At 67.1% G+C, this 23,686-nt stretch carries 25 protein-coding genes; 20 read left to right on the plus strand and 5 right to left on the minus strand.

The window, feature by feature from the left end; all coding sequences use genetic code 11:
• Window positions 1–13: 13 nt before the first annotated feature.
• A complete protein-coding gene (locus tag VIF40_RS03110; protein WP_331936057.1) occupies window positions 14–1,516 on the minus strand; it encodes an exopolysaccharide biosynthesis polyprenyl glycosylphosphotransferase in 1,503 nt (500 codons plus the stop codon).
• Between the two features lie 326 nt (window positions 1,517–1,842).
• Between VIF40_RS03110 and VIF40_RS03115 the strand changes: the two genes are divergently transcribed.
• The 4 genes from VIF40_RS03115 to VIF40_RS03130 all read left to right on the plus strand — a co-directional run bounded on the left by VIF40_RS03115 (window position 1,843) and on the right by VIF40_RS03130 (window position 3,671).
• Window positions 1,843–2,415: an HNH endonuclease gene (locus VIF40_RS03115; protein WP_331936058.1), complete on the plus strand. Its 573-nt coding sequence runs from the start codon at window positions 1,843–1,845 to the stop codon at window positions 2,413–2,415.
• Window positions 2,416–2,429: 14 nt separating this feature from the next.
• Complete coding sequence (locus VIF40_RS03120) at window positions 2,430–2,888, plus strand: hypothetical protein (protein ID WP_331936059.1); 459 nt, start codon at window positions 2,430–2,432, stop codon at window positions 2,886–2,888.
• Between the two features lie 88 nt (window positions 2,889–2,976).
• Window positions 2,977–3,225, plus strand: coding sequence for a type II toxin-antitoxin system Phd/YefM family antitoxin (locus VIF40_RS03125; protein ID WP_331936060.1), 249 nt, complete (start codon window positions 2,977–2,979; stop codon window positions 3,223–3,225).
• A complete protein-coding gene (locus tag VIF40_RS03130; RefSeq protein WP_331936061.1) occupies window positions 3,222–3,671 on the plus strand; it encodes a type II toxin-antitoxin system VapC family toxin in 450 nt (149 codons plus the stop codon). Before VIF40_RS03125 ends, VIF40_RS03130 begins: the two co-directional genes overlap by 4 nt.
• 7 nt (window positions 3,672–3,678) lie before the next feature.
• Here VIF40_RS03130 and VIF40_RS03135 read toward each other — a convergent pair whose 3' ends face one another.
• Window positions 3,679–5,223, minus strand: a complete 1,545-nt coding sequence (locus VIF40_RS03135) for a helicase HerA-like domain-containing protein (RefSeq protein WP_331936062.1) — start codon at window positions 5,221–5,223, stop codon at window positions 3,679–3,681.
• 360 nt (window positions 5,224–5,583) lie between these two features.
• Between VIF40_RS03135 and VIF40_RS03140 the strand changes: the two genes are divergently transcribed.
• The 13 genes from VIF40_RS03140 to VIF40_RS03200 all read left to right on the plus strand — a co-directional run bounded on the left by VIF40_RS03140 (window position 5,584) and on the right by VIF40_RS03200 (window position 17,977).
• Entirely contained in the window at window positions 5,584–6,210 is a 627-nt protein-coding gene (locus VIF40_RS03140) for an SCO family protein (protein ID WP_331936063.1), read from the plus strand.
• Window positions 6,211–6,312: 102 nt separating this feature from the next.
• On the plus strand, window positions 6,313–7,116 hold the full coding sequence (locus VIF40_RS03145; RefSeq protein ID WP_331936064.1) for a SprT family zinc-dependent metalloprotease: 804 nt from the start codon (window positions 6,313–6,315) through the stop codon (window positions 7,114–7,116).
• A 279-nt stretch (window positions 7,117–7,395) separates the two neighbouring features.
• On the plus strand, window positions 7,396–7,872 hold the full coding sequence (locus VIF40_RS03150) for an ArsC/Spx/MgsR family protein (RefSeq protein ID WP_331936065.1): 477 nt from the start codon (window positions 7,396–7,398) through the stop codon (window positions 7,870–7,872).
• A gap of 47 nt (window positions 7,873–7,919) precedes the next feature.
• Window positions 7,920–8,876: a bifunctional enoyl-CoA hydratase/phosphate acetyltransferase gene (locus VIF40_RS03155; RefSeq protein WP_331936066.1), complete on the plus strand. Its 957-nt coding sequence runs from the start codon at window positions 7,920–7,922 to the stop codon at window positions 8,874–8,876.
• Complete coding sequence (locus VIF40_RS03160) at window positions 8,873–10,072, plus strand: acetate/propionate family kinase (RefSeq protein ID WP_414684744.1); 1,200 nt, start codon at window positions 8,873–8,875, stop codon at window positions 10,070–10,072. Before VIF40_RS03155 ends, VIF40_RS03160 begins: the two co-directional genes overlap by 4 nt.
• Before the next feature lie 318 nt (window positions 10,073–10,390).
• Entirely contained in the window at window positions 10,391–11,521 is a 1,131-nt protein-coding gene (locus VIF40_RS03165) for an alpha-amylase (RefSeq protein ID WP_331936067.1), read from the plus strand.
• Window positions 11,522–11,651: 130 nt separating this feature from the next.
• Window positions 11,652–12,734, plus strand: coding sequence for a phenylalanine--tRNA ligase subunit alpha (pheS, locus tag VIF40_RS03170; RefSeq protein WP_331936068.1), 1,083 nt, complete (start codon window positions 11,652–11,654; stop codon window positions 12,732–12,734).
• 3 nt (window positions 12,735–12,737) lie between these two features.
• The gene (locus VIF40_RS03175) at window positions 12,738–12,974 is read left to right on the plus strand and encodes a DUF4160 domain-containing protein (RefSeq protein ID WP_331936069.1); all 237 of its coding nucleotides are present in this window, start codon (window positions 12,738–12,740) and stop codon (window positions 12,972–12,974) included.
• Window positions 12,955–13,224, plus strand: coding sequence for a DUF2442 domain-containing protein (locus tag VIF40_RS03180; RefSeq protein ID WP_331936070.1), 270 nt, complete (start codon window positions 12,955–12,957; stop codon window positions 13,222–13,224). The genes VIF40_RS03175 and VIF40_RS03180 overlap by 20 nt, the downstream gene beginning before the upstream one ends.
• A 26-nt stretch (window positions 13,225–13,250) precedes the next feature.
• Window positions 13,251–15,674: a phenylalanine--tRNA ligase subunit beta gene (gene pheT, locus VIF40_RS03185; RefSeq protein ID WP_331936071.1), complete on the plus strand. Its 2,424-nt coding sequence runs from the start codon at window positions 13,251–13,253 to the stop codon at window positions 15,672–15,674.
• 11 nt (window positions 15,675–15,685) lie between these two features.
• Complete coding sequence (locus VIF40_RS03190) at window positions 15,686–15,991, plus strand: hypothetical protein (protein WP_331936072.1); 306 nt, start codon at window positions 15,686–15,688, stop codon at window positions 15,989–15,991.
• Between the two features lie 31 nt (window positions 15,992–16,022).
• Window positions 16,023–17,819: an FAD-dependent oxidoreductase gene (locus VIF40_RS03195; RefSeq protein ID WP_331936073.1), complete on the plus strand. Its 1,797-nt coding sequence runs from the start codon at window positions 16,023–16,025 to the stop codon at window positions 17,817–17,819.
• Window positions 17,816–17,977 carry a hypothetical protein gene (locus VIF40_RS03200; RefSeq protein ID WP_331936074.1) on the plus strand — a complete coding sequence of 54 codons (162 nt, stop codon included), beginning with the start codon at window positions 17,816–17,818 and terminating at the stop codon, window positions 17,975–17,977. The genes VIF40_RS03195 and VIF40_RS03200 overlap by 4 nt, the downstream gene beginning before the upstream one ends.
• Before the next feature lie 7 nt (window positions 17,978–17,984).
• Here VIF40_RS03200 and VIF40_RS03205 read toward each other — a convergent pair whose 3' ends face one another.
• On the minus strand, window positions 17,985–18,962 hold the full coding sequence (locus VIF40_RS03205) for a beta-ketoacyl-ACP synthase III (protein ID WP_331936075.1): 978 nt from the start codon (window positions 18,960–18,962) through the stop codon (window positions 17,985–17,987).
• Between the two features lie 207 nt (window positions 18,963–19,169).
• On the opposite strand from VIF40_RS03205, the gene rimO reads away from it, so the two are divergent.
• The gene (gene rimO / locus VIF40_RS03210) at window positions 19,170–20,528 is read left to right on the plus strand and encodes a 30S ribosomal protein S12 methylthiotransferase RimO (protein ID WP_331936076.1); all 1,359 of its coding nucleotides are present in this window, start codon (window positions 19,170–19,172) and stop codon (window positions 20,526–20,528) included.
• Between the two features lie 208 nt (window positions 20,529–20,736).
• A complete protein-coding gene (locus VIF40_RS03215) occupies window positions 20,737–21,000 on the plus strand; it encodes a hypothetical protein (protein ID WP_331936077.1) in 264 nt (87 codons plus the stop codon).
• On the opposite strand, the gene VIF40_RS03220 is transcribed toward VIF40_RS03215, so the two are convergent.
• Together VIF40_RS03220 and VIF40_RS03225 are read right to left on the minus strand one after the other, a co-directional pair.
• Window positions 20,953–21,588 carry a nicotinate-nucleotide adenylyltransferase gene (locus VIF40_RS03220; RefSeq protein WP_331936078.1) on the minus strand — a complete coding sequence of 212 codons (636 nt, stop codon included), beginning with the start codon at window positions 21,586–21,588 and terminating at the stop codon, window positions 20,953–20,955. The two genes, VIF40_RS03215 and VIF40_RS03220, sit on opposite strands and share 48 nt — an antisense overlap.
• A 214-nt stretch (window positions 21,589–21,802) precedes the next feature.
• On the minus strand, window positions 21,803–23,095 hold the full coding sequence (locus VIF40_RS03225) for a glutamate-5-semialdehyde dehydrogenase (RefSeq protein WP_331936079.1): 1,293 nt from the start codon (window positions 23,093–23,095) through the stop codon (window positions 21,803–21,805).
• 317 nt (window positions 23,096–23,412) lie between these two features.
• On the opposite strand from VIF40_RS03225, the gene VIF40_RS03230 reads away from it, so the two are divergent.
• Window positions 23,413–23,686: GDP-mannose 4,6-dehydratase (locus VIF40_RS03230; RefSeq protein ID WP_331936080.1), on the plus strand; the 274-nt coding region annotated here is incomplete at its 3' end.

The following is a 23,686-nucleotide window of genomic DNA, read 5'->3' on the forward strand; positions in this document are numbered from 1 at the left end:
CGCGAAGGGCCCGTCACAGCGCGTTGCGATAGGCCTTGCGCGAGAAGATCGTCATGACGATGATCCACACGTCGAGCGGAAGCGACCAATGGTCGATATAATAGAGATCATGCTCGACGCGCATGCGGATCTTCTCCGGCGAGTCGATCTCGCCGCGCAGCCCATTGACCTGCGCCCAGCCGGTGATGCCGGGCTTCACATTGTGGCGGCGCGCATAGAGGGCGATCTTGCGCTCGAAGATCTGGTCATGCGCCAGAGCATGCGGGCGCGGGCCGACCAGCGACATCTCGCCGCGCAGCACATTGATGAGCTGCGGCAGCTCGTCGATATTGTAGCGGCGGATGAAACGGCCGACGCGCGTCACGCGCTTGTCGCCGGCGGTCGCCTGAGTGACATTGCGGCCGTCCTCCATCGTCGTCATGGAGCGGAATTTGGCGATGCGGAAAGGCTCGCGATTGAAGCCGTGACGGCGCTGGAAGAACAGCGCCGGGCCCTTGCTGTCGAGCTTGATCGCCGCCGCGACCACGAGCAGCAGCGGCGACAGCGCGATGAGGCCGAGCGCCGAGCAGACGATGTCGAACAGGCGCTTGGCGAGGATCTCGAGCGAGTCGGCGCGGCGGCCGCTCAGATTGAGGCTGGCGATCGAGCCGATCTTGTTGATATGCGCATCGCCGAAACGGTCGAGCACACGCTCCGGCCCCAGATGGATCGACGCGGGGACGCGCAGGAAGGCGGTCACGCAATCGTCGATGACGTCGGTGCGGCTCCAGGGCGCCAGGATGAACACATCGTCCGGCAGCAGCATGCGGGCGGAGGCCTGCGCCAGAGCGAGATCGTCCTGCAGCGCGTCGGCGCGGTCGCGCAGCGCCACGGCGGCGACGACATTCATGCCGCTCTCCCACGGCTGATAGCGGCGCATGAACTCGTCGATGTCGCTCTCGAAGCCGACGAGAAACACGCGGCGCGCCGAGGCGCCGCCGCGCTCGGCGCTGCGCCGAACCACGCCGACGAGGACCGCGCGCGCCGCATAGACGGAGAGAAATCCGGTCGCATAGAAGAGGACGAAGGCGCCGCGCGAGGTTTCATCCGTCGCCTTGGCGAGAAAGGCGAAGGTCAAGGCGCAGACGAAGGCGACGCTCCACAGCACGCAGCCGCGCCAGCCGTGGCCTTCCATCGTCAGATAATTCTTGATCGCATATTCGTGCCGCATGACGTTGGAGACGACGAACAGGATCGCCACGAACATGCATAGCCGCAGATTGGGCAGCGTCGAGCCGTCATAGCCGTAGGCGAAGAGATGATACAAAGTCTCGCAGGCGACCGCCGTGCAGAGAATGACGACGACGTCGAGCAGCGCCGCGATCACCGAGAAGGAGGCGCGCATCAGCGCCGCATTCGGGCTCGGCATCGCATGGGACCAGCCGCCGCGAAGCGTGGCGGCCCTCTCGGTTCCGACTTTGGCGCGGGCGTCGCCTTTGTGAAGCGACGAAATGGGAAGATCGGCGATACTCGACACGGCCTCGTCTCCAACCCGATACGGCGCCGTGCCGAAATGGAGCAAATCGCTCGTTTCCGCCGGCTTTCGCAGCTTTGGCTGCAAGCGGCCTGCCCGCAGAGCGGCAATATCGCGGCGAGAATGGAGCCCGGGCGCGGCGCCGAAGCCGAGATGTCAGATCAATTCATTGATTTATAAAGAATTAACCAATTCTAGCGGCGGCCTTGCCCGCCTGCGGCGCCGCGGCGCCGAGAGAGGCCTTCACAATGGCGTCATCCTGCCTATAGACTATGCCCGCGGCTCGGGGGCTGGAGGGCGCCCGATCGATTCGCGGAAAGAGGGCCGAGGTGACCGTTCACTTTCGCCAGTCCAATGTTTCGCCGCAGGCCTGTCCTGCGCTGGTTCTCAACGCCGACTATCGGCCGCTGAGCTACTATCCTCTGTCCCTATGGGGCTGGCAGGACGCCATCAAGGCGGTGTTCCTCGACCGGGTCAACATCGTCTCGGAATATGACAAGACCGTCAAAAGTCCGAGCTTCGAGATACGGCTGCCTTCGGTCGTTTCTCTGAAAGCCTATGTCCGACCCGCCCGCCATCCCGCCTTCACCCGCTTCAACGTCTTCCTTCGCGACCGCTTCACCTGCCAATATTGCGGCCAGCAGGACGACCTCACCTTCGATCACGTGATCCCCCGCTCCAAGGGCGGCGCCACGACATGGGAAAATGTCGTCGCGGCCTGCTCCGCCTGCAATCTGCGCAAGGGCGACCGGCTGCCGCATGACGCGCATATGGTTCCAGCCCAGCCGCCGTTTCAGCCGAGCGTCGCCGATCTGCACCGAAACGGCCGATCGTTCCCCCCCAATTATCTCCATGAGAGCTGGCTCGATTATCTCTATTGGGATTCGGTGCTGGAACCCTGAGCCGCCCATTCACGATGCTGCGCCGCCTTCTCGTCATCACCTTCGGCCTCGTCCTCGCGGCCGGCGCCGGCATGATCTTCCTGCCCGTCGCCGCTCTGACCGATGCGACGACGCGCGAGGCCGGCTCGTCGCTGGCCATGGCTGCGCTGTTCTGGGCGGAGCCGGACGATGTCGCGGCGGCCTTCGGCTACGTGATCTGGGCGATGGGGATCGCCGGCTGCGCGGCGCCGCTGGCGCTGGTGGCGCTCGTCGGTGAGGTCGCGGGCGTGCGGGCCTACACCTGGTATGCGGGCGCGACAGCGCTCATCGCCGCCGCCGCGCCCACGATCTTACGCGCCGCGCGCGGGAGTGGGCGCCTCGCCGAGGCGAGCCCGGCCGAGGGACGCTTCGCGCTCTTGTTCTTCCTCGCCGGGGCGCTGACGGGCACGATCTATTGGCTGATCGCCGTGCGGGGCCGCCAGCCGCACGGCTGACGCCGCCACAGGCTCCGCTTGCGGCGGCTTGAAACGCCGCTCCGGGTCGCTTATTGTAGTCATATATGACCACTCGATGAGCCGTCCCATGCCGACCATCAATCTGAAAGACGCGAAGGCGGGGTTTTCCAGTCTCGTCGATCGCGCCATAGAAGGGGAGTTCGTGACGATCACCCGTCACGGAAAGCCCGTGGCCGCTCTCGTCTCGATCGAGGCGGCCGAGATCGCCCGCAAGGCGCTGGAGAAGAAGCGCCCGGGCTTCGTCGATTACCTGAAGACTTTTCCCGGTGGCGATTTCGAGCGCAACGACGCGCCGTCGCGGGATGTCGAGCTTTGAGCGGATTTCTGCTCGACACCAATGTCGTCTCGATGCTCGCGCCGTCGCGCGCCGAAGCCTCCCCCGTCTTTCTCGACTGGCTGGAGCGGATGGACCGCGACGGCAGATTGTTTCTCTCGGTCGTCACGATCCATGAAATCGAGAAAGGGATCGCGCTGCTCGAGCGCAAGGGCGCGACGGCGAAGGCGACAGGACTGAAGCTCTGGCTCGCGGGTCTCGTCGCCGCCTATGACGATAAGATCATCGGCGTCGACGCGCGCGCCGCCGCGATCGCCGGACGGTTGGAAGCTGTTGCAATCTCCGGCGGACACGCCCCAGGAATGGCGGATGCGATCATCGCCGGCGTCGCCGCAGCCAATGATCTTCACATCGTCACGCGCAACGCCGAGCATTTCCTGCCCTTCGGCGTTCCGGCCTCGTCGCCGGACGAAATGGCGACAGCATAGCGCGCGCTCAGCGCGATATTCCGCCCAGCACGCCGCGCAGCACTTCCTTCGCGATCTGCGTGCCGATGGAACGCGCCGCCGATTGCACGGCGGAGCGCACGGCGAGCTCGCCCGTCGACATGCGCTTGGGATTTCCCCTCTTGAACAGCCCGCCGACGACGCCGCCGATCGTGCCGATGATGCCCCCGCCGGCGCTCGCCTGCGTCGGCTCGTCGGCGCGCGCAGGGCCCGCGCCCGCCGAATTCAAATGGCCCTCGGCGCGTTTCTGCAGAACCTCGAACGCCGATTCGCGATCGATCGGCGTGTCGTATTTGCCGCGCAGCGGACTCTGCGCGAGCGCCGCCGCGCGCTCCTCGGCGGTGATCGGCCCGACGCGCGCGGACGGCGGCGCGATGAGCACGCGATCGACGATTTGCGGCGCGCTCTTGGCGTCGAGCATGGACACGAGCGCCTCGCCGACGGCGAGCTGCATGATCGCCTCGGCCGTGTCGAAAGCCGGATTTTGCCGGAATGTTTCCGCCGCCGCGCGCACCGCCTTCTGGTCGCGCGGGGTGAAGGCGCGCAGCGCATGCTGCACGCGATTGCCGAGCTGGCCGAGCACGCTGTCCGGCACGTCCAGCGGATTTTGCGTGACGAAATAGACGCCGACGCCCTTGGAGCGGATGAGCCGCACCACTTGCTCGATCGCCGTCAGCAGCGCCTTGGGCGCATCGTCGAACAAAAGATGCGCCTCGTCGAAGAAGAAGACGAGCTTGGGCTTGTCGAGATCGCCGACCTCGGGCAGCTGCTCGAACAGCTCCGACAGCAGCCAGAGCAGGAAAGTGGCGTAGAGCCGCGGCGAGCGCATCAGCTTGTCGGCGGCGAGGATATTGATGACGCCGCGTCCGTCGCGGTCGACGCGCAGGAAATCGGCGATATCGAGCGCCGGCTCGCCGAAGAAGGATTCCGCGCCCTGGCTCTCCAGCACCAGAAGCTGGCGCTGGATGGCGCCGACCGTCGCGGGCGCGACATTGCCGTATTTCGTCTTCAATCGGCCGGCATTGTCGGCGACATAAGTCAGCGCGGCGCGCAGGTCCTTGAGGTCCAGCAGCAGCAGGCCCTGCTCGTCGGCGACGCGGAAGACCACATTGAGAACGCCCTCTTGAACATCGTTGAGCTCGAGCAGGCGCGCCAGCAGCAGCGGCCCCATTTCGGAAATGGTGGCGCGCACCGGATGTCCCTGCTCGCCGAACAGGTCCCAGAAGATGGTCGGAAAACGATCCGGCGCATAAGCGAGCCCGATCTCGAGCGCGCGATCGACGAAAGCCTGGCGCGGCTGGCCCGGCTGCGACAATCCGGCGAGATCGCCTTTCACATCGGCGAGGAACACGGAGGTTCCCGCATTGGAGAAGCCCTCCGCCAATTTCTGCAGCGTCACCGTCTTGCCGCCGCCGGTCGCGCCGGCGATGAGGCCGTGGCGATTGCCTACCGAAAGAGTCAGGTAGCTATAGACCCCGTCGGCATTCGCGCCGACGAGGATTTTTCCGGGGCTGGCGTTCGGATCGTCAGTCATGTTCTCGTGCCTGCGCTCATTGGGAGAATCGACGAGCCGTCACTATATAACCTGCGGTCGTCGAGGCGGGGGTTTTCGTCGGGCTTGCTGCAGCGCGGCGCCGTGGCGCGCTCGCGTCCCTCGGCGACACCTCTCTCGGCGACGCTTGGCGAACGCCGCTCCGCAGTCTAAGTTCCAAGCACAGAGAGGAGCGTCGAACCGCATCACACGCCCGGTCGCGGCCACGCAGAACGGCGGGCTTCCGCTTCGAGGCCGACCGCGCGGCAGGGTCTGGAAATAGCCGATGATCGCGACGCCATCGCGATTTGCTCGGCCGCATGATGATCGAGAAACGACGCCACATCTTCGGGAAGAAAACGCATGTCCAAGAGTTACGCCAAGAGTTCGCAAAAGGGTCGCGCCAAGGGCGGCAATGTTCCCAAGCTGCCTCTCTTCGCGATCGGCGGGGTCTTCCTCGCGGCCTTCGCCGCATTGGTGGTCTTCACCAGCCTGAAGCCGCCGCCGCCTCCCGCCTCCGCCATCGGCGGTCCGTTCCAGCTCGTCGCGCACAATGGCCAGACGGTCACCGAGAAGGACTTTCTCGGCCGGCCCTTCCTGGTCTTTTTCGGCTACACGCACTGCCCGGACATCTGCCACACGACTCTGTTCGAGATCTCCGAGGTCCTGCGCTCGCTCGGGCCGAAGGCCAACGCCGGCGCCATGTTCGTGACCGTCGATCCCGAGCGCGACACGCCCGCCGTGCTCAAGGACTATCTCTCCAATTTCGATCCGCGCATCATCGGCGTCTCCGGCGAGCGGGCCGCGCTCGATCCCATGCTGAAGGAATATCGCATCTACGCCAAAAAGGCGGCGGACAGCGGCGAGGATTATGCGGTCGACCATACGACCGTCGTCTATCTGATGGACAAGAACGGCCGCTTCGTCAGCTCGTTCAATGTCGGACGCAAGCCCGCCGACGCCGCGCGCGAGCTCGAGCGCTATTTGTGACGCGCGACGCAACGACGCAGAGATGACACAGTCGACATTTTTTTGCGTAAGTCGCGCACTTCCCTGTCGCGACTCGGCATGGCTTTGCGTTAGCATCGCGCCATGCTTCGTCTTCGACGCGACGGACTCGCAAAGACCGCGGGCTCCACAGCCATAACAGTCACTCACGCCGGCGAGACGCTCGTCGTCTCGCTGCGCCGTCTGAGCAGCGCCCGCCGCTTCACGCTGCGCGTTCGATTCGCGGCGCGCGACGCCGTGCTCACAATGCCGGCGCGCGCCTCTTTGCGCGAGGCGCGTGAATTCACCGAACGTCACGCCGCCTGGATCGCCGCGCGCCTCGACCGACTGCCGGAGACGATTCCCTTCCGTGACGGCGCCATCGTGCCGCTGCGCGGCGTCGACCATGCGATCGCGCATCGTCCCGCGGCGCGCGGAACCGTTTGGATCGCGTCGCGTTGTGCTCTGGACCCGTCGCAGCAATGTGCTGGCAGCGGCGCAAATGTGGGCGCCGGTCTCGACCTCTGCGTCGCCGGCGCACCGGAGCATATTCATCGCCGTGTCGTCGACTTTCTGAAGCGCGAGGCGCGCCGCGATCTGGAAGCAGCGGTGGAGCGCCATACGCGCTCGCTCGGCCTGCCTGCTCGCAGCGTCGGGCTGCGCGACACGGTGAGCCGCTGGGGCTCCTGCTCGGCGTCGGGCTCGCTGAATTTCTCCTGGCGGCTGGTGATGGCGCCGCCTTTCGTGCTCGACTATCTCGCCGCGCATGAGGTCGCCCATCTCGAATATCTCGATCACTCCGATCGCTTCTGGGCGCTGGCGCGCCGCCTCTGCGCCGAGACGGACCGCGCTGAAGGCTGGCTCTCCACGCAAGGCGCGCATTTGCATAAATTCGGCGCGGCCGAATAGCGCCGCAGCGATTTCCCTTCCTTCCTTCCTTCCTTCCTTCCTTCCTTCCTTCGTTCTTTCCTTCTTCTCCTTCCTCCCGCTTCCTTTCTTCCTGCCCCTTCCTTCCCTGCCCCGATTCGCGAAACGACAGTCGCCGTCATCGGCGCGTCGCGGCGGTCTGGTTTCTGAATGGTTAAAAATTTCCCCCCTACCGAATCGCACCGTTCCGCGGCGCACAAAAATGCGCTATAAAAGAGACTAAGCTCCCTACTTCAGTAGTCGCTCATCGAGGTGGCGCGTATGGCCGACGTGATCTTCTACGAAAAACCCGGCTGCGCCGGAAACGCGCGGCAAAAGGCGCTGCTGCTGGCGTCCGGCCATGCGCTGCAGGTGCGGAACCTGCTGTCCGAGCCCTGGAGCGTCTCCAGCCTGCGGCCCTATTTCGGCGAGACGCCGGTGCCCGAGTGGTTCAATCTCGCGGCGCCGCGCATCAAATCCGGCGAGATCGACCTGGACAAGATCACGCCACAGGCGGCGCTGGTCATGATGATCATCGACCCGATATTGATCCGCAGGCCGCTCATCAAGGTCGGCGGCCGCTGCGAGGCGGGCTTCGATCCCGAGCGGATCGGCGCCTGGATCGGCCTGCAGCCGACCGAGAAGCGGGTAAGCGACACTTGCGTGCGGACGGAAGCGGCGGAAGCCGCGGCCTTGCGCGCCGAGAACGAGAGCGGAGCCGCGCCCGCGGCCGACCGAGACCTCGACGCCCGGCGATAAAAACGCGCTCGCGCGTCGCCGAGCGAAGGTTCCATCAGGAGATCGCGATGCTGTTCCGGCGCGATGGCGCGGCCTCCGGCGTTCCTTGCGGCATGTATTTCGAGTCGCTGCTCGAGCGCTGCCGCGCGATGCGGCCGATTCGCATCGGCGTCGTGCATCCTTGCGACGCCGTCTCCATCGAAGGCGCGCTGGCGGCCCGCGACCGGGGGCTGATCACTCCGGTTCTGATCGGCCCGCGCGCCAAAATCGCGGCGGCCGCCGCCGCGGCCGGCCTGTCGCTGGACGGCGTCGAGCTCGTCGACGCGCCCCATAGCCACGCCGCCGCCGAAGCGGCGGTCGCCATTGTGCGCCGCGGCGAGCTCGAGGCGCTGATGAAGGGCTCGCTCCACACCGACGAGGTGATGGGCGCCGTGGTGCGCGAGGGAACCGGCCTGCGCACGGAGCGGCGCGTCAGCCATGTCTTCGTGCTCGACGTGCCCAATTACTGCAAGCCGCTGCTCGTCACCGACGCCGCGATCAATATCGCCCCCACTCTCACCGAGAAGCGCGACATCGCGCAGAACGCCATCGATCTCGCTCATGCGCTCGGCATAGAGCGGCCCAAGCTCGCGGTGCTGTCGGCGGTCGAGACCGTCGACGCCAAGATCCCCTCGACGATCGACGCGGCGGCGCTCTGCAAAATGGCCGATCGCGGCCAGATCACCGGCGCGGATGTGGACGGTCCGCTGGCCTTCGACAACGCCATATCGCCGGAGGCGGCCAAGGCGAAAGGCATCGTCTCGAGCGTCGCCGGCGACGCCGACATTCTCCTCGTTCCCGATCTCGAGGCCGGAAATATTCTCGCCAAGCAGCTCGTCTATCTCGCCGACGCCGAGGACGCCGGAATCGTGCTCGGCGCGCGCGCCCCCATCGTGCTGACCAGCCGCGCCGATGGCGTGCGCGCCCGCATCGTCTCCTGCGCGCTGGCGCAGCTCTTCGCCCATCGCATCGTGGAGGCGGCGTGAGCGGCCTGGTTTCGACAAAGGTCGTATTGGCGCTCAACGCCGGCTCTTCCAGCCTCAAATTCGCGCTCTACGAGGCGGCGACGCTGGCTCCGCTCTGCCGCGGCGGCGTCACCGCGATCAAGGAAAAAGACCAGCCCGCGCAATTCTCGGCAAAGGGCGAGGCGGCGGCGGCGCTCTCGGCCGGCGCCGGCCCCGCGCCGGACATCGATCACGAAGGCGCCGCGCGTTGGCTGATCGGCGCGATCGGCGAAAGGCTGGCGGCGCTGCCGATCGCGGCCGTGGGTCATCGGGTCGTTCACGGCGGCGCGGATTTTGACCGCCCGGTCCTGGTGACGCCGGACATATTGAAGCGGCTGGAGGCGCTCTCGCCGCTGGCGCCGAGCCATCAGCCGCATAATCTCGCGCCGATCCGCAGCTTGCTCGAGAGCGCTCCGCAGCTGCCGCAGATCGCGTGTTTCGACACCGCCTTCCATCGCACGCAGCCGCGTCTGGCGCAGCTGTTTCCGCTGCCGCGCGAATTCGCCGAGCGCGGCGTGCTGCGCTACGGCTTCCACGGCCTCTCCTATCAATTCATCGCCGAGGAGCTGCGCCGGCTCGGCGGCGCGCGTGCGGAGGGACGAACCATCGTCGCCCATCTCGGCCATGGCGCGAGCCTTTGCGCCATGCGCGGGCTCGAGAGCGTCGCGACGACAATGGGCTTCACCGCGCTCGACGGACTGATGATGGGCACGCGCAGCGGCGCGATCGACCCCGGCCTGCTGCTGCATCTCGTCATGCAGGAAGGCTATTCGCCCAAGGACGTCCATTCGCTGCTCTATGAGCGATCCGGCCTTCTCGGCGTCTCCGGGATCAGCGACGATTTGCGCGCGCTGGAAGAGAACGCGACGCCCGCGGCGGAGGAGGCGATGGCGCTCTTCGCCTATCGCGCCGCGCGCGAGATCGGCTCGCTCGTCAGCGCGCTGAACGGGCTCGACCGTCTCGTCTTCACGGCCGGCGTCGGCGAGAATTCGCCCTCCACGCGCGCGCGCATCTGCGCCTCTCTCGGCTATCTCGGCCTCGCGCTCGACGAAGCGGCGAACGCCCGCAATGCGCTGACGATCAGCGCGCCGTCGAGCGGCGTCGAGACGATGGTCGTCCCGACCAATGAGGAAGCGGTGATCGCGCAGGCCGCGCAACATCTCCTTCACGCCGGCTGACGGCGCCGAACGATGGAAGAGCGCTCAGCAAAACGGCAAGCGCCGCTCATTTTGCGGGCGAGCGTCGGCGGCTCGCGGCTCCGGCTTTTTCACAACCGGCTGAATTGTCGAGATGAGGCTCGCCGCGCAGCTCTGGCGCCCGGATTGCGTCCGAGATTGTGCCGAGGCGAGGTTCTCGGCGCGGCCCAAAGAAGGGCCAAAATCAGCAACGCCGCTGTTCCGATCGCGTCGCGCGCCAAGCGCGCGGCCCTCGGACGGCGGCTTTTTTGTCCGTCGCGCCCCGACGGAGCGCGACGCCGATCAGGGGCAGACAAGACAATGAGAGAACGCAAACGAAGCGAGACCGCCGCGAGCGCGAGGACCTTGGCCGTCGCCGCGGCGCTGTTCGGCGTCTGCGTCGGCGCCGCCGCAGCCGCCGATGCGCCGGCCAAGCTGGTCGCCGCGCCAGCGCCCGATGTGGCCGCGACCACCCCGCCTCCGCCAGCGCCGCTCGGCGTCTTCGGCGCCGATATGCCGGCGGCCGGCAAGCTCGTCGTCTCCATCATTCCGCAATTCGCCAATCTCTCGCATACGCTGAAAGGAACGCGGCAGGTCTCGTCGGAGGAAGTGGTGGCGACGACGCCCTGGTTCGGCCATCCGACGCTGAAGCTCCGGCTCGTGCCGCAGAATGTCTCGGTCGCCTCGCAGACGCTCGCGCTCGCCTATGGAATAACGAATTACTGGTCCATCGTCGTCACCGGCGGCATGATCGAGCGAAATCTCGACATGCTCGCCTTTCAAGGGCCGACGAGCCTGAACCGACTCGGGATCAGCCATACGGGGACCGACGGCCTCAGCGATTTCACCGCCTCGACGATCTACCGCGTCTATCAGGACCCGATCCACCGCATTCAGCTCAATCTCGGCATGAGCTTCCCGACCGGGAGCGCCCACAACACATTCCGCCTGCTGCTGCCGGATGGAAGTTATGCGACGAGCCGCGCCTTCTATGCATTGCAGCCGGGGAGCGGCACGTTCGACGTTCTGCCCGGAATCGTCTACGCCGGCCATATCGACAAATGGTCCTGGGGCCTGTCCTATCGCGGCCGCTTTCCGCTCGCCGCCAACCCCGAGGGCTATCTCTACGGCGATCTGCACGAATTCAACGGCTGGGCCGGCTATAGCTGGATCAAGGGCCTGACCACCACAGTCCGCGTCAACGCCACGACACAGGGCGAGATTCGCGGCCTCGATCCGATGATCCGCGGCAAGGCGCAGGCGGCCAATCCGAATTTCTACGGCGGCCAGCGCGTGGAGCTGTGGGGCGGCGCGACGATCAGCGGCGCTCTGATCGGCCAGGACGCGCTCACCATTGCCCTCGAGGGCGGCATTCCGGTCTATCAGAGCCTCAACGGGCCGCAGCTCTCCAAAAACTGGCAGGCCGGCATGGCGCTGCGCTGGAAAATCTGACGGCGCCCGCGAGACGCGAGGCTGGGCGCGGCGGCCCGGCCGGCGCGGCTCCCCACCGCCCGCGTTCTCGACATCGCCTGCCGAGCATGGCACAACCCGCCCCAGAATTTTAAAAAGCCGTGGCGGGACGATGACGGATATAGCGGAACTGGAGACCGAGACTTTGGCGGCGATCGCGGCGGCGGCCGACGAGGCCGCGCTCGAGGCCGTGCGCGTCGGCGCGCTGGGCAAGAAGGGAAGCATCTCGGCTCTGCTGGCGACGCTCGGCAAAATGTCGCCGGAGGATCGCAAGACCGAAGGCGCCAAGATCAATGCGCTGAAGGACAAGGCCCAAGCGGCGATCGCCGTGCGTCGCGACGTGCTGCAGACGCAAACGCTGGAGACCCGTCTCGTCGCGGAAGCGCTGGATGTGACGCTACCGGCGCAGGAGAGCGGCCAGGAGCTCGGCCGCATTCATCCGATCTCGCAGGTGATGGACGAATTGACCGCCATCTTCGCCGATATGGGCTTTTCCGTCGCCGAAGGGCCGGACATAGAGAGCGACGATTACAATTTCACCAAACTGAACTTCCCCGAGGGCCATCCGGCGCGGGAGATGCACGACACGTTCTTCTTCCCGCCGGGCGCCGACGGCAAGCGCAAGCTGCTGCGCACGCATACGAGCCCGGTGCAGGTTCGCACCATGCTCACCAAGGCGCCGCCGATCCGCGTGATCTGCCCCGGCCGCACCTATCGCTGCGACAGCGACCAGACGCATACGCCCATGTTCCATCAGGTCGAGGGGCTCGTCATCGACGAGACGACCCATATGGGCCATTTGAAATGGGTGCTGGAGGAGTTTCTGAAGGCCTTCTTCGAGGTGAAATCGGTGAAGATGCGCTTTCGCCCCTCCTTCTTCCCCTTCACCGAGCCCTCCGCGGAAGTGGATGTGCAATGCCGCCGCAAGGACGGCGACATTCGCTTCGGCGAAGGCGAGGATTGGATGGAAATTTTGGGCTGCGGCATGGTCCATGCGAATGTGCTGCGCAATTGCGGGCTCGATCCGGACAAATATCAGGGCTTCGCCTTCGGCGTCGGCATAGACCGTCTCGCCATGCTGAAATACGGCATGTCGGATCTGCGCGCCTTCTTCGAGGCCGACGCGCGCTGGCTGACGCATTACGGCTTCCGGCCGCTGGATTTCCCGACGCTGGCGGGCGGGTTGAGCGGTTGAGGCATGTCCTCCCTGCTGCGATGGCGAGGTTATCGCTTCTTCTTCTACTCGGCGGATGGATGGGAGCCGCCTCATATCCATGTGGTCAAGGACGGCAAGGAAGCGAAAATCTGGCTGAACGATCTCAATCTCGCGGTCAATCTCGGTTACTCCGCCAAGGAGCTGAACGAGATCATCCGAAAGACGCGCGAGGAGCGCGGCATCTTTCTGGAGGCGTGGCATGACTATTTTGCAAATTGACATCGAGGACAGCCGCCCGATCGCCGCACATTGCGACGACGACTTCCTGAATGTGACGCTCGCCGACGGCCGCGAGCTGCGCACGCCTCTGTGGTGGTATCCCCGCCTCGCGAGCGCGTCGCTATCGGCGCGCAATGTCGTCGAATTCATGCCGATGGGAATGCATTGGCCGCAGATCGACGAAGATATCAGCGTCGCCAGCATGTTGCGCGGTCAAAAGGCGCCGGGCGCCACGCCGCCGATTCAATAGACAGAAAGCTTTCGAAAGCTCGCCGCATGAAACTCACACTCTCCTGGCTGAAAGACCATCTCGAGACGAGCGCCTCGCTCGAGCAGGTCGTCGAAACTCTGACGCGCATCGGCCTCGAGGTCGAGCATCTGCACGATCCCGCCGCGCAGCTGAAGGATTTCATCATCGCGCATGTGATCGAGGCCAAGCCGCATCCCAACGCCGATAGGCTGCGCGTCTGCTCGGTCGATACGGGCGCCGGCGCGCCCGTGCAGGTCGTCTGTGGCGCGCCCAATGCGCGCACCGGATTGAAGACCGTCTTCTCGGCGCCCGGAACCTATATTCCGGCCAAGAAGATCACGCTCGGCAAGGGCGTCATTCGCGGCGTCGAATCACTCGGCATGCTGTGCTCCGCCGCCGAGCTGGAGCTCTCCGACGAACACGACGGCATCATCGAGCTGCCGGAAGACGCGCCCATCGGCGCCGTCTACGCGCAATGGGCCGGGCTCGACGATCCGGTCATCGAGATCAATCTGACGCCGAACCGCTCCGACGCCGCCGGCATTTACGGCATTGCGCGCGATCTCGCCGCCGCCGGCCTCGGCGTGCTGAAGACGCCGGCGATCGAGCCGATCGAAGGCGGCTTCGTCAATCCGCAGCGCGTCACGCTCGATTTCGCCGAGCAGGACGAGCATCTCGCGCCGCTCTTCGCATTGCGTCTCGTGCGCGGAGTGAAGAATGGCCCGAGCCCCGCATGGCTGCAGGATCGCCTGCGCGCCATCGGCCTGCGCCCCATCAACGCGCTCGTCGACGTCACCAATTATCTGACCTTCGACCGCGCGCGTCCGCTGCATGTGTTCGACGCGAAGAAAGTGGTGGGCGATCTCACCATCCGCCGCGCCCGCGCGGGCGAGGAGCTGCTGGCGCTCGACGGCAAGACCTATGCGCTGGACGCGGACATGGTCGTCATCGCCGACGACAACGGCCCCGAATCGCTCGCCGGCGTCATGGGCGGCGAGCATTCCGGCTGTTCCGACGACACGACCGATGTGCTGATCGAGACCGCGCTCTGGGACCCGGCCAATATCGCCCATACCGGCCGCAAGCTCGGCATCTCCACCGATGCGCGCTATCGTTTCGAGCGCGGCGTCGATCCGGCCTTCGCCCTGCCCGGCCTCGAGCTGGCGACGCGGCTGGTGCTGGAATTCTGCGGCGGCGAGGCTTCGGATATCGTCGTCTGCGGCTCGGCGGAAGCGCCAGCGCGCCAGCTGCGCTTCCCCTGGAGCGAGACGAAACGCCTCACCGGCCTCGACGTCTCGAAAGAGGAGTCGACCGCCATCCTCACCCGTCTCGGCTTCGCGGTCGAAGCGGCGGGAGAGGAAGCGCTGGTCGGCGTCCCCACATGGCGCCCGGACATAGAGGGCAAAGCCGATCTCGTCGAGGAGATCGCCCGCATCATCGGCTTCGACAATATCGCCGCCGCGCCCCTCCCGCGCGACGCGGGCGTCACCGAGCCGGTTCTCACCCTGCTGCAAAAGCGCACGCGCGCCGCGCGCCGCGCGCTCGCCACGCGCGGTCTGGTGGAGGCCGTCACCTGGTCCTTCGTCTCGAAAGAGCAGGCGCAGGCTTTCGGCGCCGGCGACGACGATCGTCTCGCGCTCGCCAATCCGATCGCCGCCGAGCTCTCCGACATGCGGCCGAGCCTGCTGCCCGGCCTCGTGACCGCAGCCGGCCGCAACGCCGCGCGCGGCTTTCCCGATGTCGCTTTGTTCGAGGTCGGTCAAATCTTCCAGAGCGAGGATGAGAAGGGCCAGAAGTTCGCCGCCACGGGACTGCGCCGCGGCTCCGCGCTGCCCGCCGGCGCCGGCCGTCACTGGTCGAGCAAAGAGCGCGCGGTGAGCGTCTTCGACGTCAAGGCCGACGCGCTCGCGCTGTTGCAGACGCTCGGCGTCGCCACCGGCGGCTTGCAGATCGTCGCCGGCGCGCCCTCCTGGTATCATCCCGGCCGCTCGGGAACGCTGCAATTCGGCCCGAAGGCGATCATCGGCCATTTCGGCGAGCTGCATCCGCGCGCGTTGCAGGCGCTCGACGTCGATGGGCCGATCGCCGCTTTCGAGATCATTCTCGACGCGCTGCCGGCGCCCAAGGCGAAACCCACCAAGGCTAAGCCAAAGCTCGAGCTCTCCGATCTCCAGCCGGTCTCGCGCGACTTCGCCTTTCTGCTGGACCGCGCTCAGCCGGCGGGCGATCTCATCCGCGCTGTGCAGGGCGCCGATCGCGCGCTCATCACCGCCGTCACGGTTTTCGACATTTACGAGGGGCCGGGCGTGCCGGAGGGCAAGAAGTCGGTCGGCGTCGCCGTGCTGCTGCAGCCCCGCGACAAAACGCTCACCGATGGAGAGCTCGAGGCCCTCGCCCACAAAATAGTCACAGAGGCGGGCAAGAAAACGGGCGCTCAACTGAGAGGGTGACGATGCTTCGCATGATTCGGCCTGCCTTCATTGCTTGCCTCGTCACAGGCGCTGCAGCGGCCGAGCCGCGCAACATCGGCGATTGCGAGCAGATCCAGGCGGCCGACGCCTATAATCGCTGCCTCGCCGCCTTCGGCCCCGCGGTCGGCGCGCACAGCGCCCATTCCGCGCTCTCCTTCGCCCCGCAGGAGCAGACTGTCTCGCATAGCGGCAAGCGCTCCGGCGGCTGGGCCGATCGAGCCTGGGCCGATCGCGGCGGGGCCGATCCGAGCCGGCGCGGGCGGCTGCGCATGATGCTCACGCCGGGCGGCCGCTGACGCCGGCCCACCGCCGAGGGAGGAGCGACCAATGGCTCGAGCACCCTCGGACGGCATCGCGCGGCGCGATTTTCTCAACGGCCTGCTGATCGCCGCCGGCGGCTCCGCCGTCGCGGGCGGCGCGCCGACGCGGGCGCTGGCGACGCTCGCGGGCGGGTCCTGCGACGGCCCGATCGGCCTCGATCCGCGCGCGCTGCGCGGCGGCAATCTTCCCTCGACCTTCACCGTATCGCATTGGCTGCGCGACGGGCGCCTGCGCTTCGAGAAAGGCTCTGTCGCGCTCGCGCCGGGCTGCGACGAGAGCGCCGGACCATTCCCGATCGTCGACGAGAGCGCCGGTTTCGACGCCATCGTCACCGGCGGCGGTCTCTCCGGCCTTTCTTCGGCCCATCATCTGCTGCGCGAGCGGCCGCGCGCTCGTCTGCTGATTCTCGAGGCCGCGCCCGTGCTCGGCGGCAACGCCGGGCGCGACGAAGCCCCGCCTCTCCCCGGCCCCGCCTCCACCGCCGGCGCCTATGGAACAGCGCCCTCCGCCGATTGGCTGGCGCAATTCTATCGCGCGATCGGCGTCGATTGGCCGGCGCAGAGCGTCCCCGGTCCGGAGAGCAGCTTTTATTTCGACGAATTCGCGCCCGGCGCCATCGCCGGCGCACGCGGCTGGAACATCGACACATTCGATCGCGGAGCCGCGCGGCTTCCCTATGACGCGCGGCTTCGCGACGATTTCGCCCGCGCTTTCGAGACGATCCGCGCGCTCGGCGAAAAAGGCGTCTCCGACCCCGCCGACGAGAGCGATCCCGCGCTCGACGATCTCTCGACCGTCAGCCTCGCGCATCATCTCGAACGCGCGCTCGGCTGCGATCCGATCGTCTCGCGGTTTTTCACCGCCTATACGCTCACCGCTTTCGGCGGAACGGCGGAGCAGGTGAACGCCCATAGCGCGATCGCCTTCCTGTCCGGCGAGCTCACCCGCGGCTCGGTCTTCACCTATCCGGGCGGCGTGTCGGAGATCGCGCGCCGCGCGCTGCATCGGCTGGCGCAGAGCGAGACGCCGCCGCGCCTGGAAACGAATGCGACGGCGCTGCGGATCGATCCGCTGTCCTCCGACGCGCGCGCCGGCGCGAGCGTCGTCTATTTCCAGAATGGCGCATTTCGCCGCGTCGCCGCGAGGCAGGTCATCCTCGCCGCGCCGGCGCAGAGCGCGCGCCATCTCGTCGCGCATTTCTCCGACCCCGCGCGCACCGAAGCCTGGAGCCGTTTTCACGCGGCGCCCATCGTCACCGCCAATGTGACGCTGCGCCGCGCCGCGCCGCTGCTCGCGCTCGGCCTCGGCTACAGTCAGAGCTGGTGGGGCGGTCGGCATTTCGTCAATTACATCGTCGCCGATTGGATGAGCGCGACGCGCGCCGATCCGCAGCGGACGACGACGCTGACCTTCTATGGCGGCTGCGACGCGCCGCTCGAAGCGCTGGGCGAAGCGCGCCTGACGCTGCTGCACACGCCCTTCTCCGACTACGAAGACTCGATCCGCAGCGATCTCACGCGGCTGATGCGCGGCGCGGATTTCGATTTCGATCGCGATGTCGGCGCGCTCTTCGTCTATCGCTGGGGCCATAGCATGTTGCGGCCGCCGCCCGATTTCCTGTTCGGCGCAAAGCGCGACGCCGGCGGACGGCTCGATCGCGCGCAGGGACCGCGGCGCATCGCCTGCGCGCCGCTGGGCCCGGTGGTTTTCGCGGGCCAGCATGTGGAAGGCGCCCCATCTGTGGAGAGCGCGATCGGCTCCGGTCGTCGCGCCGCTCGGCAGGCGCTGGAGCACGACCGATGATCGGCCTCGTCGACTGCGGCCTGCTGCCGGCGGCGACGACGATCCCGCCGCTGGTCGCGCGGATGAAATCGGAAGAAGCGCTGCTCGCCTCGCAATTCGGCGCGGCCTATGAGGCCTATCGCGCGCGCACGGCGAGGCTCGTCCCGGGCCTCTATTGAGCGCGGCTCACCAGCGCATCACCGCGCCGCCCCAGGTCATTCCGGCGCCGATCGCCATCATGCCGATCACATCGCCCTTCTTCAGCCGCCCGGCGCGATTGGCCTCGTCCAGCGTTATCGGCAGCGAGGCGCTCGACGTGTTGCCGAAGCGGGCGATGTTCATCCAGCATTTTTCCAGCGGCACGCCGAGCGACGCCAGCGACGCCTCTATGATGCGGGCGTTGGCCTGATGGGCGATGACGTGATCGAGATCCTTCGCCTCGAGGCCGGCCATCGCCAGCGCCTCGGTCACGATCTCCGGCAGCAGGCGCAGCGCGACCTTATAGACCTCGCGGCCGCGCATCTTGATCTTATGCGCCTCGCCGGGCGTCGGCCCGTCCTGGCGCGGATCATAGGGGCGCGCAATGCCGAGAATGCCGGTCATGGTCCCGTCGGTGCGCAGGCTGGTCGAGAGCAGGCCGCGGCCCTCCTCCTCGCCGGGGCCGAGCACCATGGCGCCGGCGGCGTCGCCGAACAGCACGCAAGTCTCGCGATTGGTCCAATCGACGACCCGGCTCAAGGTCTCCGCCCCGACGACCAGCGCGCGGCGGACCTTGCCGGTCTTGATGAACTGATCGGCGATGGAGAGCGCGTAGAGCGAGCCGGCGCAGGCGGCCGAGACATCGAAGGCGAAAGCGTTCTCGGCCCCGATCTTGGCCTGCAGAAACGCCGCGCAGGCGGGCGTCTGCGCGTCGCCGGTGACGGTCGCGACGATGATGAGGTCGAGCTCGCGCGGGTCGACGCCGGCCAGCTCCAGCGCGTTGCGGGCGGCGGCGGCCGCCATGTCGGAGGTGGATTCGCCGGGCGCGGCGATGCGGCGCTCCTCGATGCCGGTGCGGCTGACGATCCAGGCGCCATTGGTCGCGACCATTTTCTCGAGGTCGGCGTTGGTCAGAACCTTCGCGGGAGCGTAGGATCCGGTTCCGAGTATGACGGTTCTGAGCAACGGCGTTCAGCCTCTTCCTTCTGACCCGGTGGGCTTGCGCCGCCGGGGAAACCTCATGCCTAGCAGGGATCGGCGAGGCGCGAACCTTAAAATTCGTTAATCCCCATGCTTAGCTCGAGTTTGCCCAGCTCGAGCTCGGCCGAGTTCACGTTTCGGTCCTCGTCGGGGCGATTGCCACGGCGCGCGCGCCATGGCAAGCCTTCGCCCATGCAGAACGCCCCCGCCGACCCGCCCGCGCCCGCCAGAGAGGCGCCGCGCGTCTCCTTCGTCTCGCTCGGCTGCCCGAAGGCGCTCGTCGACAGCGAGCGCATCCTGACCCGCCTGCGCGCCGAAGGCTATGAGCTTACGCGCACCCACGCCGGAGCCGATGTCGTGGTGGTGAACACCTGCGGCTTTCTGGACAGCGCCAAGGCCGAGTCGCTGGAGGCGATCGGCGCGGCGCTGAAGGAGAATGGCAAGGTCGTCGTCACCGGCTGCATGGGGGCCGAGCCGCAGGCGATCACCGAGCGCTTCCCCGAAGTCCTCGCGATCACCGGCCCGCAGGCCTATGAGAGCGTGGTCGAGGCCGTCCACGCCGTCGCCCCGCCGAGCCATGATCCTTTCCTCGATCTCGTGCCCGAGCAGGGCGTGAAGCTCACGCCGCGCCATTACGCCTATCTGAAGATTTCAGAGGGCTGCGACAATAGCTGCTCCTTCTGCATCATCCCGCATCTGCGCGGCTCGCTGGCCTCGCGGCCCGCCGGAGACGTGCTGCGCGAGGCCGAGCGGCTGGTGAAGGCGGGCGTCAAGGAGCTGCTGGTCATCTCGCAGGACACCAGCGCCTATGGCCGCGATCTGCGCTACGCCGAGAGCCAATGGGGCGACCGCAGCGTGCGCGCGCGCTTCCTCGATCTCGCAAAGGAGCTCGGCTCGCTCGGGGCCTGGGTGCGGCTGCATTATGTCTATCCCTATCCGCATGTGGACGAGGTCGTCGAGCTGATGGCGCAGGGCAATATCCTGCCCTATCTCGACATTCCCTTTCAGCACGCCGCGCCTTCCGTGCTGAAGGCGATGAAGCGCCCGGCCAATGAGGAAAAGACGCTGGAGCGCATCAAGGCGTGGCGGCGCATCTGCCCCGATCTCGCCTTGCGCTCCACCTTCATCGTCGGTTTTCCGGGCGAGACGGAGGAGGATTTCGACTATCTGCTCGATTGGTTGGAGGAGGCCGAGATCGACCGCGCCGGCGCCTTCCGCTACGAGCCCGTGGGCGGCGCGCCGGCCAATGATCTGCCGCTCGCCGGCGTCGCGCCCGAGGTCAAGGACAGGCGCTGGAAGCGCTTCATGGAGCGCCAGCAGAAGGTGAGCGCACGGCTGCTCGAGCGCAAGATCGGCAAGCGGCTGCAAGTTCTGGTGGACGAGCCCGGCGGCGGCGCGACCGGCCTCGCGCGCGGACGCAGCAAGGCGGACGCTCCGCAGATCGACGGAACCGTGCATATCTCCTCGCGCCGCCCGCTGCGCGCCGGCGACATCGTAACGGTGAAGATCGACCGCGCCGACGCCTATGATCTCTACGGCGCGGCGGTGTGATATCATTGGGCGAAGCCCTCGCTGCGCGCACCCTTCTCCCGTTCCGGGAGACGGTGGCCCGGCGAAGCCGGGTCGGATGAGGGCCCCGGCCGCGAACCGTTACGGACCCTCATCCGACCTCGCTTCGCGAGGCCACCTTCTCCCACAAAGTGGAAGAAGGAGTCGCGCACGATGACGGTAGAAAAATAACGATAGAGGAGCGCCGCCAATGACCGAAGAGCCCCCGAAAGACCGCATTCCGCGCTTGCTGGCCAGCCGTCAGCTGATGTTCTTCACGGCGGTCATCCTCGCTTTATGGGTGTTCGTCACCTTCTTCTTCCGCAACCCGTATCAGCAGGCCGTCGAGTTCGGCTATTACGACAGCCACCCTTACGACGAAGGGACCATCTGGACCTATGTGCTGTTCGTCATTCCGATGATCGGCCTAGGGGCGGCCCTGCTGTGGTGGCAGCGCCGCAGCGCCGGCAAATAATCGCGCGCTGCGCAGCGCCGTCGAGGATTGCGCGACGCGCGGCGCGTGCAGATAGACGAAAGCCGGAGGCCGCGCATCGGCGAGCAGCGTCGCCGCGCTCTCCGGCAGGCGCGCGCGCGCGAAGCGCTGCGCCGCTTTGGCGGAGACAGCGCGAAATGTCGCGCCCGGCCGATCGACGATGGCGATCGGCGTGGTGCGCGCGATCTCCTGCCAATCGCGCCAGCGGTGAAATTGCAGCAGATTATCCGCGCCCATGATCCAGACGAAGCGCACGCCCGGACAACGCCGATGCAGGAAGCGGAGCGTATCCGCCGTGTAGCGCGCGCCGATCGCGGCCTCGACGCCCGTGACCGCGATGCGCGGATCGCGGACGATTTTTTTCGCGGCGTCGATGCGCCGCGCCAGCGAAGGCAGGCCGGCGGTCTCCTTCAGCGGATTGCCGGGCGTCACCAGCCACCAGAGGCGATCGAGCGCCAGCCTCCGCAAGGCGACTCGCGAGACATGGGCATGGCCTTCATGCGGCGGATCGAAAGAGCCGCCGAACAGGCCGATGCGCATCCCCGGCGCGTGAGGCGGCAGGCGAATCATCGCGCGAGCTTCGTGCGTTCGCGCCCCTTCTCCCGTTTACGGGAGAAGGTGGCCCGACGTAGTCGGGTCGGATGAGGGCTGCCGCGGTTTTCACAATTCGAGCCGTGTCGCTCCCGAGGACCGGGGCAATCGCGCGGACCCTCATCCGACCCGGCTTCGCCGGGCCACCTTCTCCCACAAGTGGGAGAAGGAATCGCGCACGAAGATCGCGCGCTCATCCCCGCACCTGCCCGGCGCCGTGGACGCGATATTTGAAGGAGGTGAGCTGCTCGACGCCCACTGGCCCGCGCGCATGCATGCGGCCCGTCGCTATGCCGATCTCGGCGCCGAAGCCGAACTCGCCGCCATCGGCGAATTGCGTCGAGGCGTTGTGCAGCACGATCGCCGAATCCACCTCCGCCATGAAGCGCAGCGCCGCATCCTCATTCTGCGTGATGATGCAATCGGTGTGATGCGAGCCGTAGGTCTCTATATGCGCGATCGCCGCCTCCAGCCCGTCGACGACGCGGGCGGCGATGATGGCGTCGAGATATTCGGCGCGCCAATCCTCCTCGCTCGCCGGCAGCACGCGCGCGTCGACGGCCTGCGCAGCATCGTCGCCGCGCACCTCGCAGCCGGCGTCGAGCAGCATCTTCACCAAAGGCGAAAGATGCGTCGACGCGCAGGCGCGATCGACCAGCAGCGTCTCGGCGGCGCCGCAAATGCCGGTGCGGCGCAGCTTGGCGTTGAGCAATATGCGCTTCGCCATGTCGAGATCGGCTTGGCGATGGACGAAAACATGAACAATGCCCTCGAGATGGGCGAAGACCGGCACGCGCGCCTCATGCTGCACCCGCGCGACGAGGCTCTTGCCGCCGCGCGGCACGATGACGTCGACATTGCCGTCGAGCCCGGCCAGCATGGCGCCGACAGCGGCGCGATCGGCGACCGGGACCAGCGAGATCGCCGCCTCCGGCAGACCCGCCGCGACGAGGCCGGCGACGAGACAGCCGTGAATCGCGCGCGAGGAGCGCAGGCTCTCCGAGCCGCCGCGCAGAATGGCGGCGTTGCCGGCCTTGAGGCAGAGGCCGCCGGCGTCGGCGGTGACATTGGGCCGGCTCTCATAAATGACGCCGATGACGCCGAGCGGCGTCGCCACGCGCTCGATGAGCAGGCCATTGGGTCGCTCGAAGGAGGCCAGCAGCCGGCCGACCGGATCCGCCAGCTCGGCGATCTCCTCGAGGCCGAGCGCCATCGCCTCGACGCGAGACGCATCGAGCGTCAGGCGATCGAGAAAAGCGGCGACGGTTCCGCGGCTCCGCGCCTCCGCCACATCCAGCGCATTGGCGGCGAGCAGAGCCGGCGCTCGCCGGCGCAATTCCGCGGCGGCGGCGCGCAGAGCCGCATTTTTGGTCTCGGTCGAAGCCAGCGCGACCGCCCGCGCGGCCCGCCGGGTGCCGCGGCCGAGCGCGGCCATCAGATCGTTGAGCTCCCGCTCGCCCGTCACGATTGCTTCCGCTCGCGCCATTTTCGTCGCCTTTTTCGCCGTTCGCGATCCGTCGCCAGAAATCGCCCCTACCATGAATCGCCCCGCCCCCGAAAGCCGGCGAACCCGCGCCGGCGAACGCCAGCCAGCTTGCCTTCGGGCGAGGCCTTTTGTAATACGCTTGCGCTCGCAGCCACGGCTCGCGGCGCTTCGGTCTCGACATTGCGTCCGCGCGAGGGCGCGTTCGGTCTCCCGAGCCGATCCATCGGCGGACGAACGCCCGATGGCGCGTGACGCCGGCGATGCGGCGTCCCGGTGGACGCCGGGGCGGAGCGCTCCGCCCGAAATGAGGATCTCGCATGACGAAACGCGCGCTGTTGACGGGCATCACCGGACAGGACGGGGCCTATCTCGCACAGCTTCTGCTCGGCAAGGGTTATGAGGTCTTCGGCGTGATCCGGCGCTCCTCGCATCGGGGCGTCGAGGACCACCGGCTCCGCTGGCTCGGCGTCGCGCAGGACGTGCGGCTGCTCGACGGCGATCTCGGCGATCTCTCCAGCCTGCTGCGCATCGTGCAGGAGGTGAAGCCGGACGAGATCTACAATCTCGCCGCGCAATCCTTCGTCGCCTCCT

Origin of the sequence: Methylosinus sp., assembly GCF_036560965.1 — a bacterium.
GTDB lineage: Bacteria > Pseudomonadota > Alphaproteobacteria > Rhizobiales > Beijerinckiaceae > Methylosinus.

What these genes read in the sequence shown, in the direction of transcription:
- VIF40_RS03120 (WP_331936059.1), top strand. Translation starts at nt 2,430, where the DNA reads ATGCTGCGCCGCCTTCTCGTCATCACCTTCGGCCTCGTCCTCGCGGCC.
- VIF40_RS03125 (WP_331936060.1), top strand. Translation starts at nt 2,977, where the DNA reads ATGCCGACCATCAATCTGAAAGACGCGAAGGCGGGGTTTTCCAGTCTC.
- VIF40_RS03135 (WP_331936062.1), bottom strand. Translation starts at nt 5,223, where the DNA reads ATGACTGACGATCCGAACGCCAGCCCCGGAAAAATCCTCGTCGGCGCG.
- VIF40_RS03140 (WP_331936063.1), top strand. Translation starts at nt 5,584, where the DNA reads ATGTCCAAGAGTTACGCCAAGAGTTCGCAAAAGGGTCGCGCCAAGGGC.
- VIF40_RS03145 (WP_331936064.1), top strand. Translation starts at nt 6,313, where the DNA reads ATGCTTCGTCTTCGACGCGACGGACTCGCAAAGACCGCGGGCTCCACA.
- VIF40_RS03150 (WP_331936065.1), top strand. Translation starts at nt 7,396, where the DNA reads ATGGCCGACGTGATCTTCTACGAAAAACCCGGCTGCGCCGGAAACGCG.
- VIF40_RS03155 (WP_331936066.1), top strand. Translation starts at nt 7,920, where the DNA reads ATGCTGTTCCGGCGCGATGGCGCGGCCTCCGGCGTTCCTTGCGGCATG.
- VIF40_RS03165 (WP_331936067.1), top strand. Translation starts at nt 10,391, where the DNA reads ATGAGAGAACGCAAACGAAGCGAGACCGCCGCGAGCGCGAGGACCTTG.
- pheS (WP_331936068.1), top strand. Translation starts at nt 11,652, where the DNA reads ATGACGGATATAGCGGAACTGGAGACCGAGACTTTGGCGGCGATCGCG.
- VIF40_RS03175 (WP_331936069.1), top strand. Translation starts at nt 12,738, where the DNA reads ATGTCCTCCCTGCTGCGATGGCGAGGTTATCGCTTCTTCTTCTACTCG.
- VIF40_RS03180 (WP_331936070.1), top strand. Translation starts at nt 12,955, where the DNA reads ATGACTATTTTGCAAATTGACATCGAGGACAGCCGCCCGATCGCCGCA.
- pheT (WP_331936071.1), top strand. Translation starts at nt 13,251, where the DNA reads ATGAAACTCACACTCTCCTGGCTGAAAGACCATCTCGAGACGAGCGCC.
- VIF40_RS03190 (WP_331936072.1), top strand. Translation starts at nt 15,686, where the DNA reads ATGATTCGGCCTGCCTTCATTGCTTGCCTCGTCACAGGCGCTGCAGCG.
- VIF40_RS03195 (WP_331936073.1), top strand. Translation starts at nt 16,023, where the DNA reads ATGGCTCGAGCACCCTCGGACGGCATCGCGCGGCGCGATTTTCTCAAC.
- VIF40_RS03200 (WP_331936074.1), top strand. Translation starts at nt 17,816, where the DNA reads ATGATCGGCCTCGTCGACTGCGGCCTGCTGCCGGCGGCGACGACGATC.
- rimO (WP_331936076.1), top strand. Translation starts at nt 19,170, where the DNA reads ATGCAGAACGCCCCCGCCGACCCGCCCGCGCCCGCCAGAGAGGCGCCG.
- VIF40_RS03215 (WP_331936077.1), top strand. Translation starts at nt 20,737, where the DNA reads ATGACCGAAGAGCCCCCGAAAGACCGCATTCCGCGCTTGCTGGCCAGC.
- VIF40_RS03220 (WP_331936078.1), bottom strand. Translation starts at nt 21,588, where the DNA reads ATGATTCGCCTGCCGCCTCACGCGCCGGGGATGCGCATCGGCCTGTTC.
- VIF40_RS03225 (WP_331936079.1), bottom strand. Translation starts at nt 23,095, where the DNA reads ATGGCGCGAGCGGAAGCAATCGTGACGGGCGAGCGGGAGCTCAACGAT.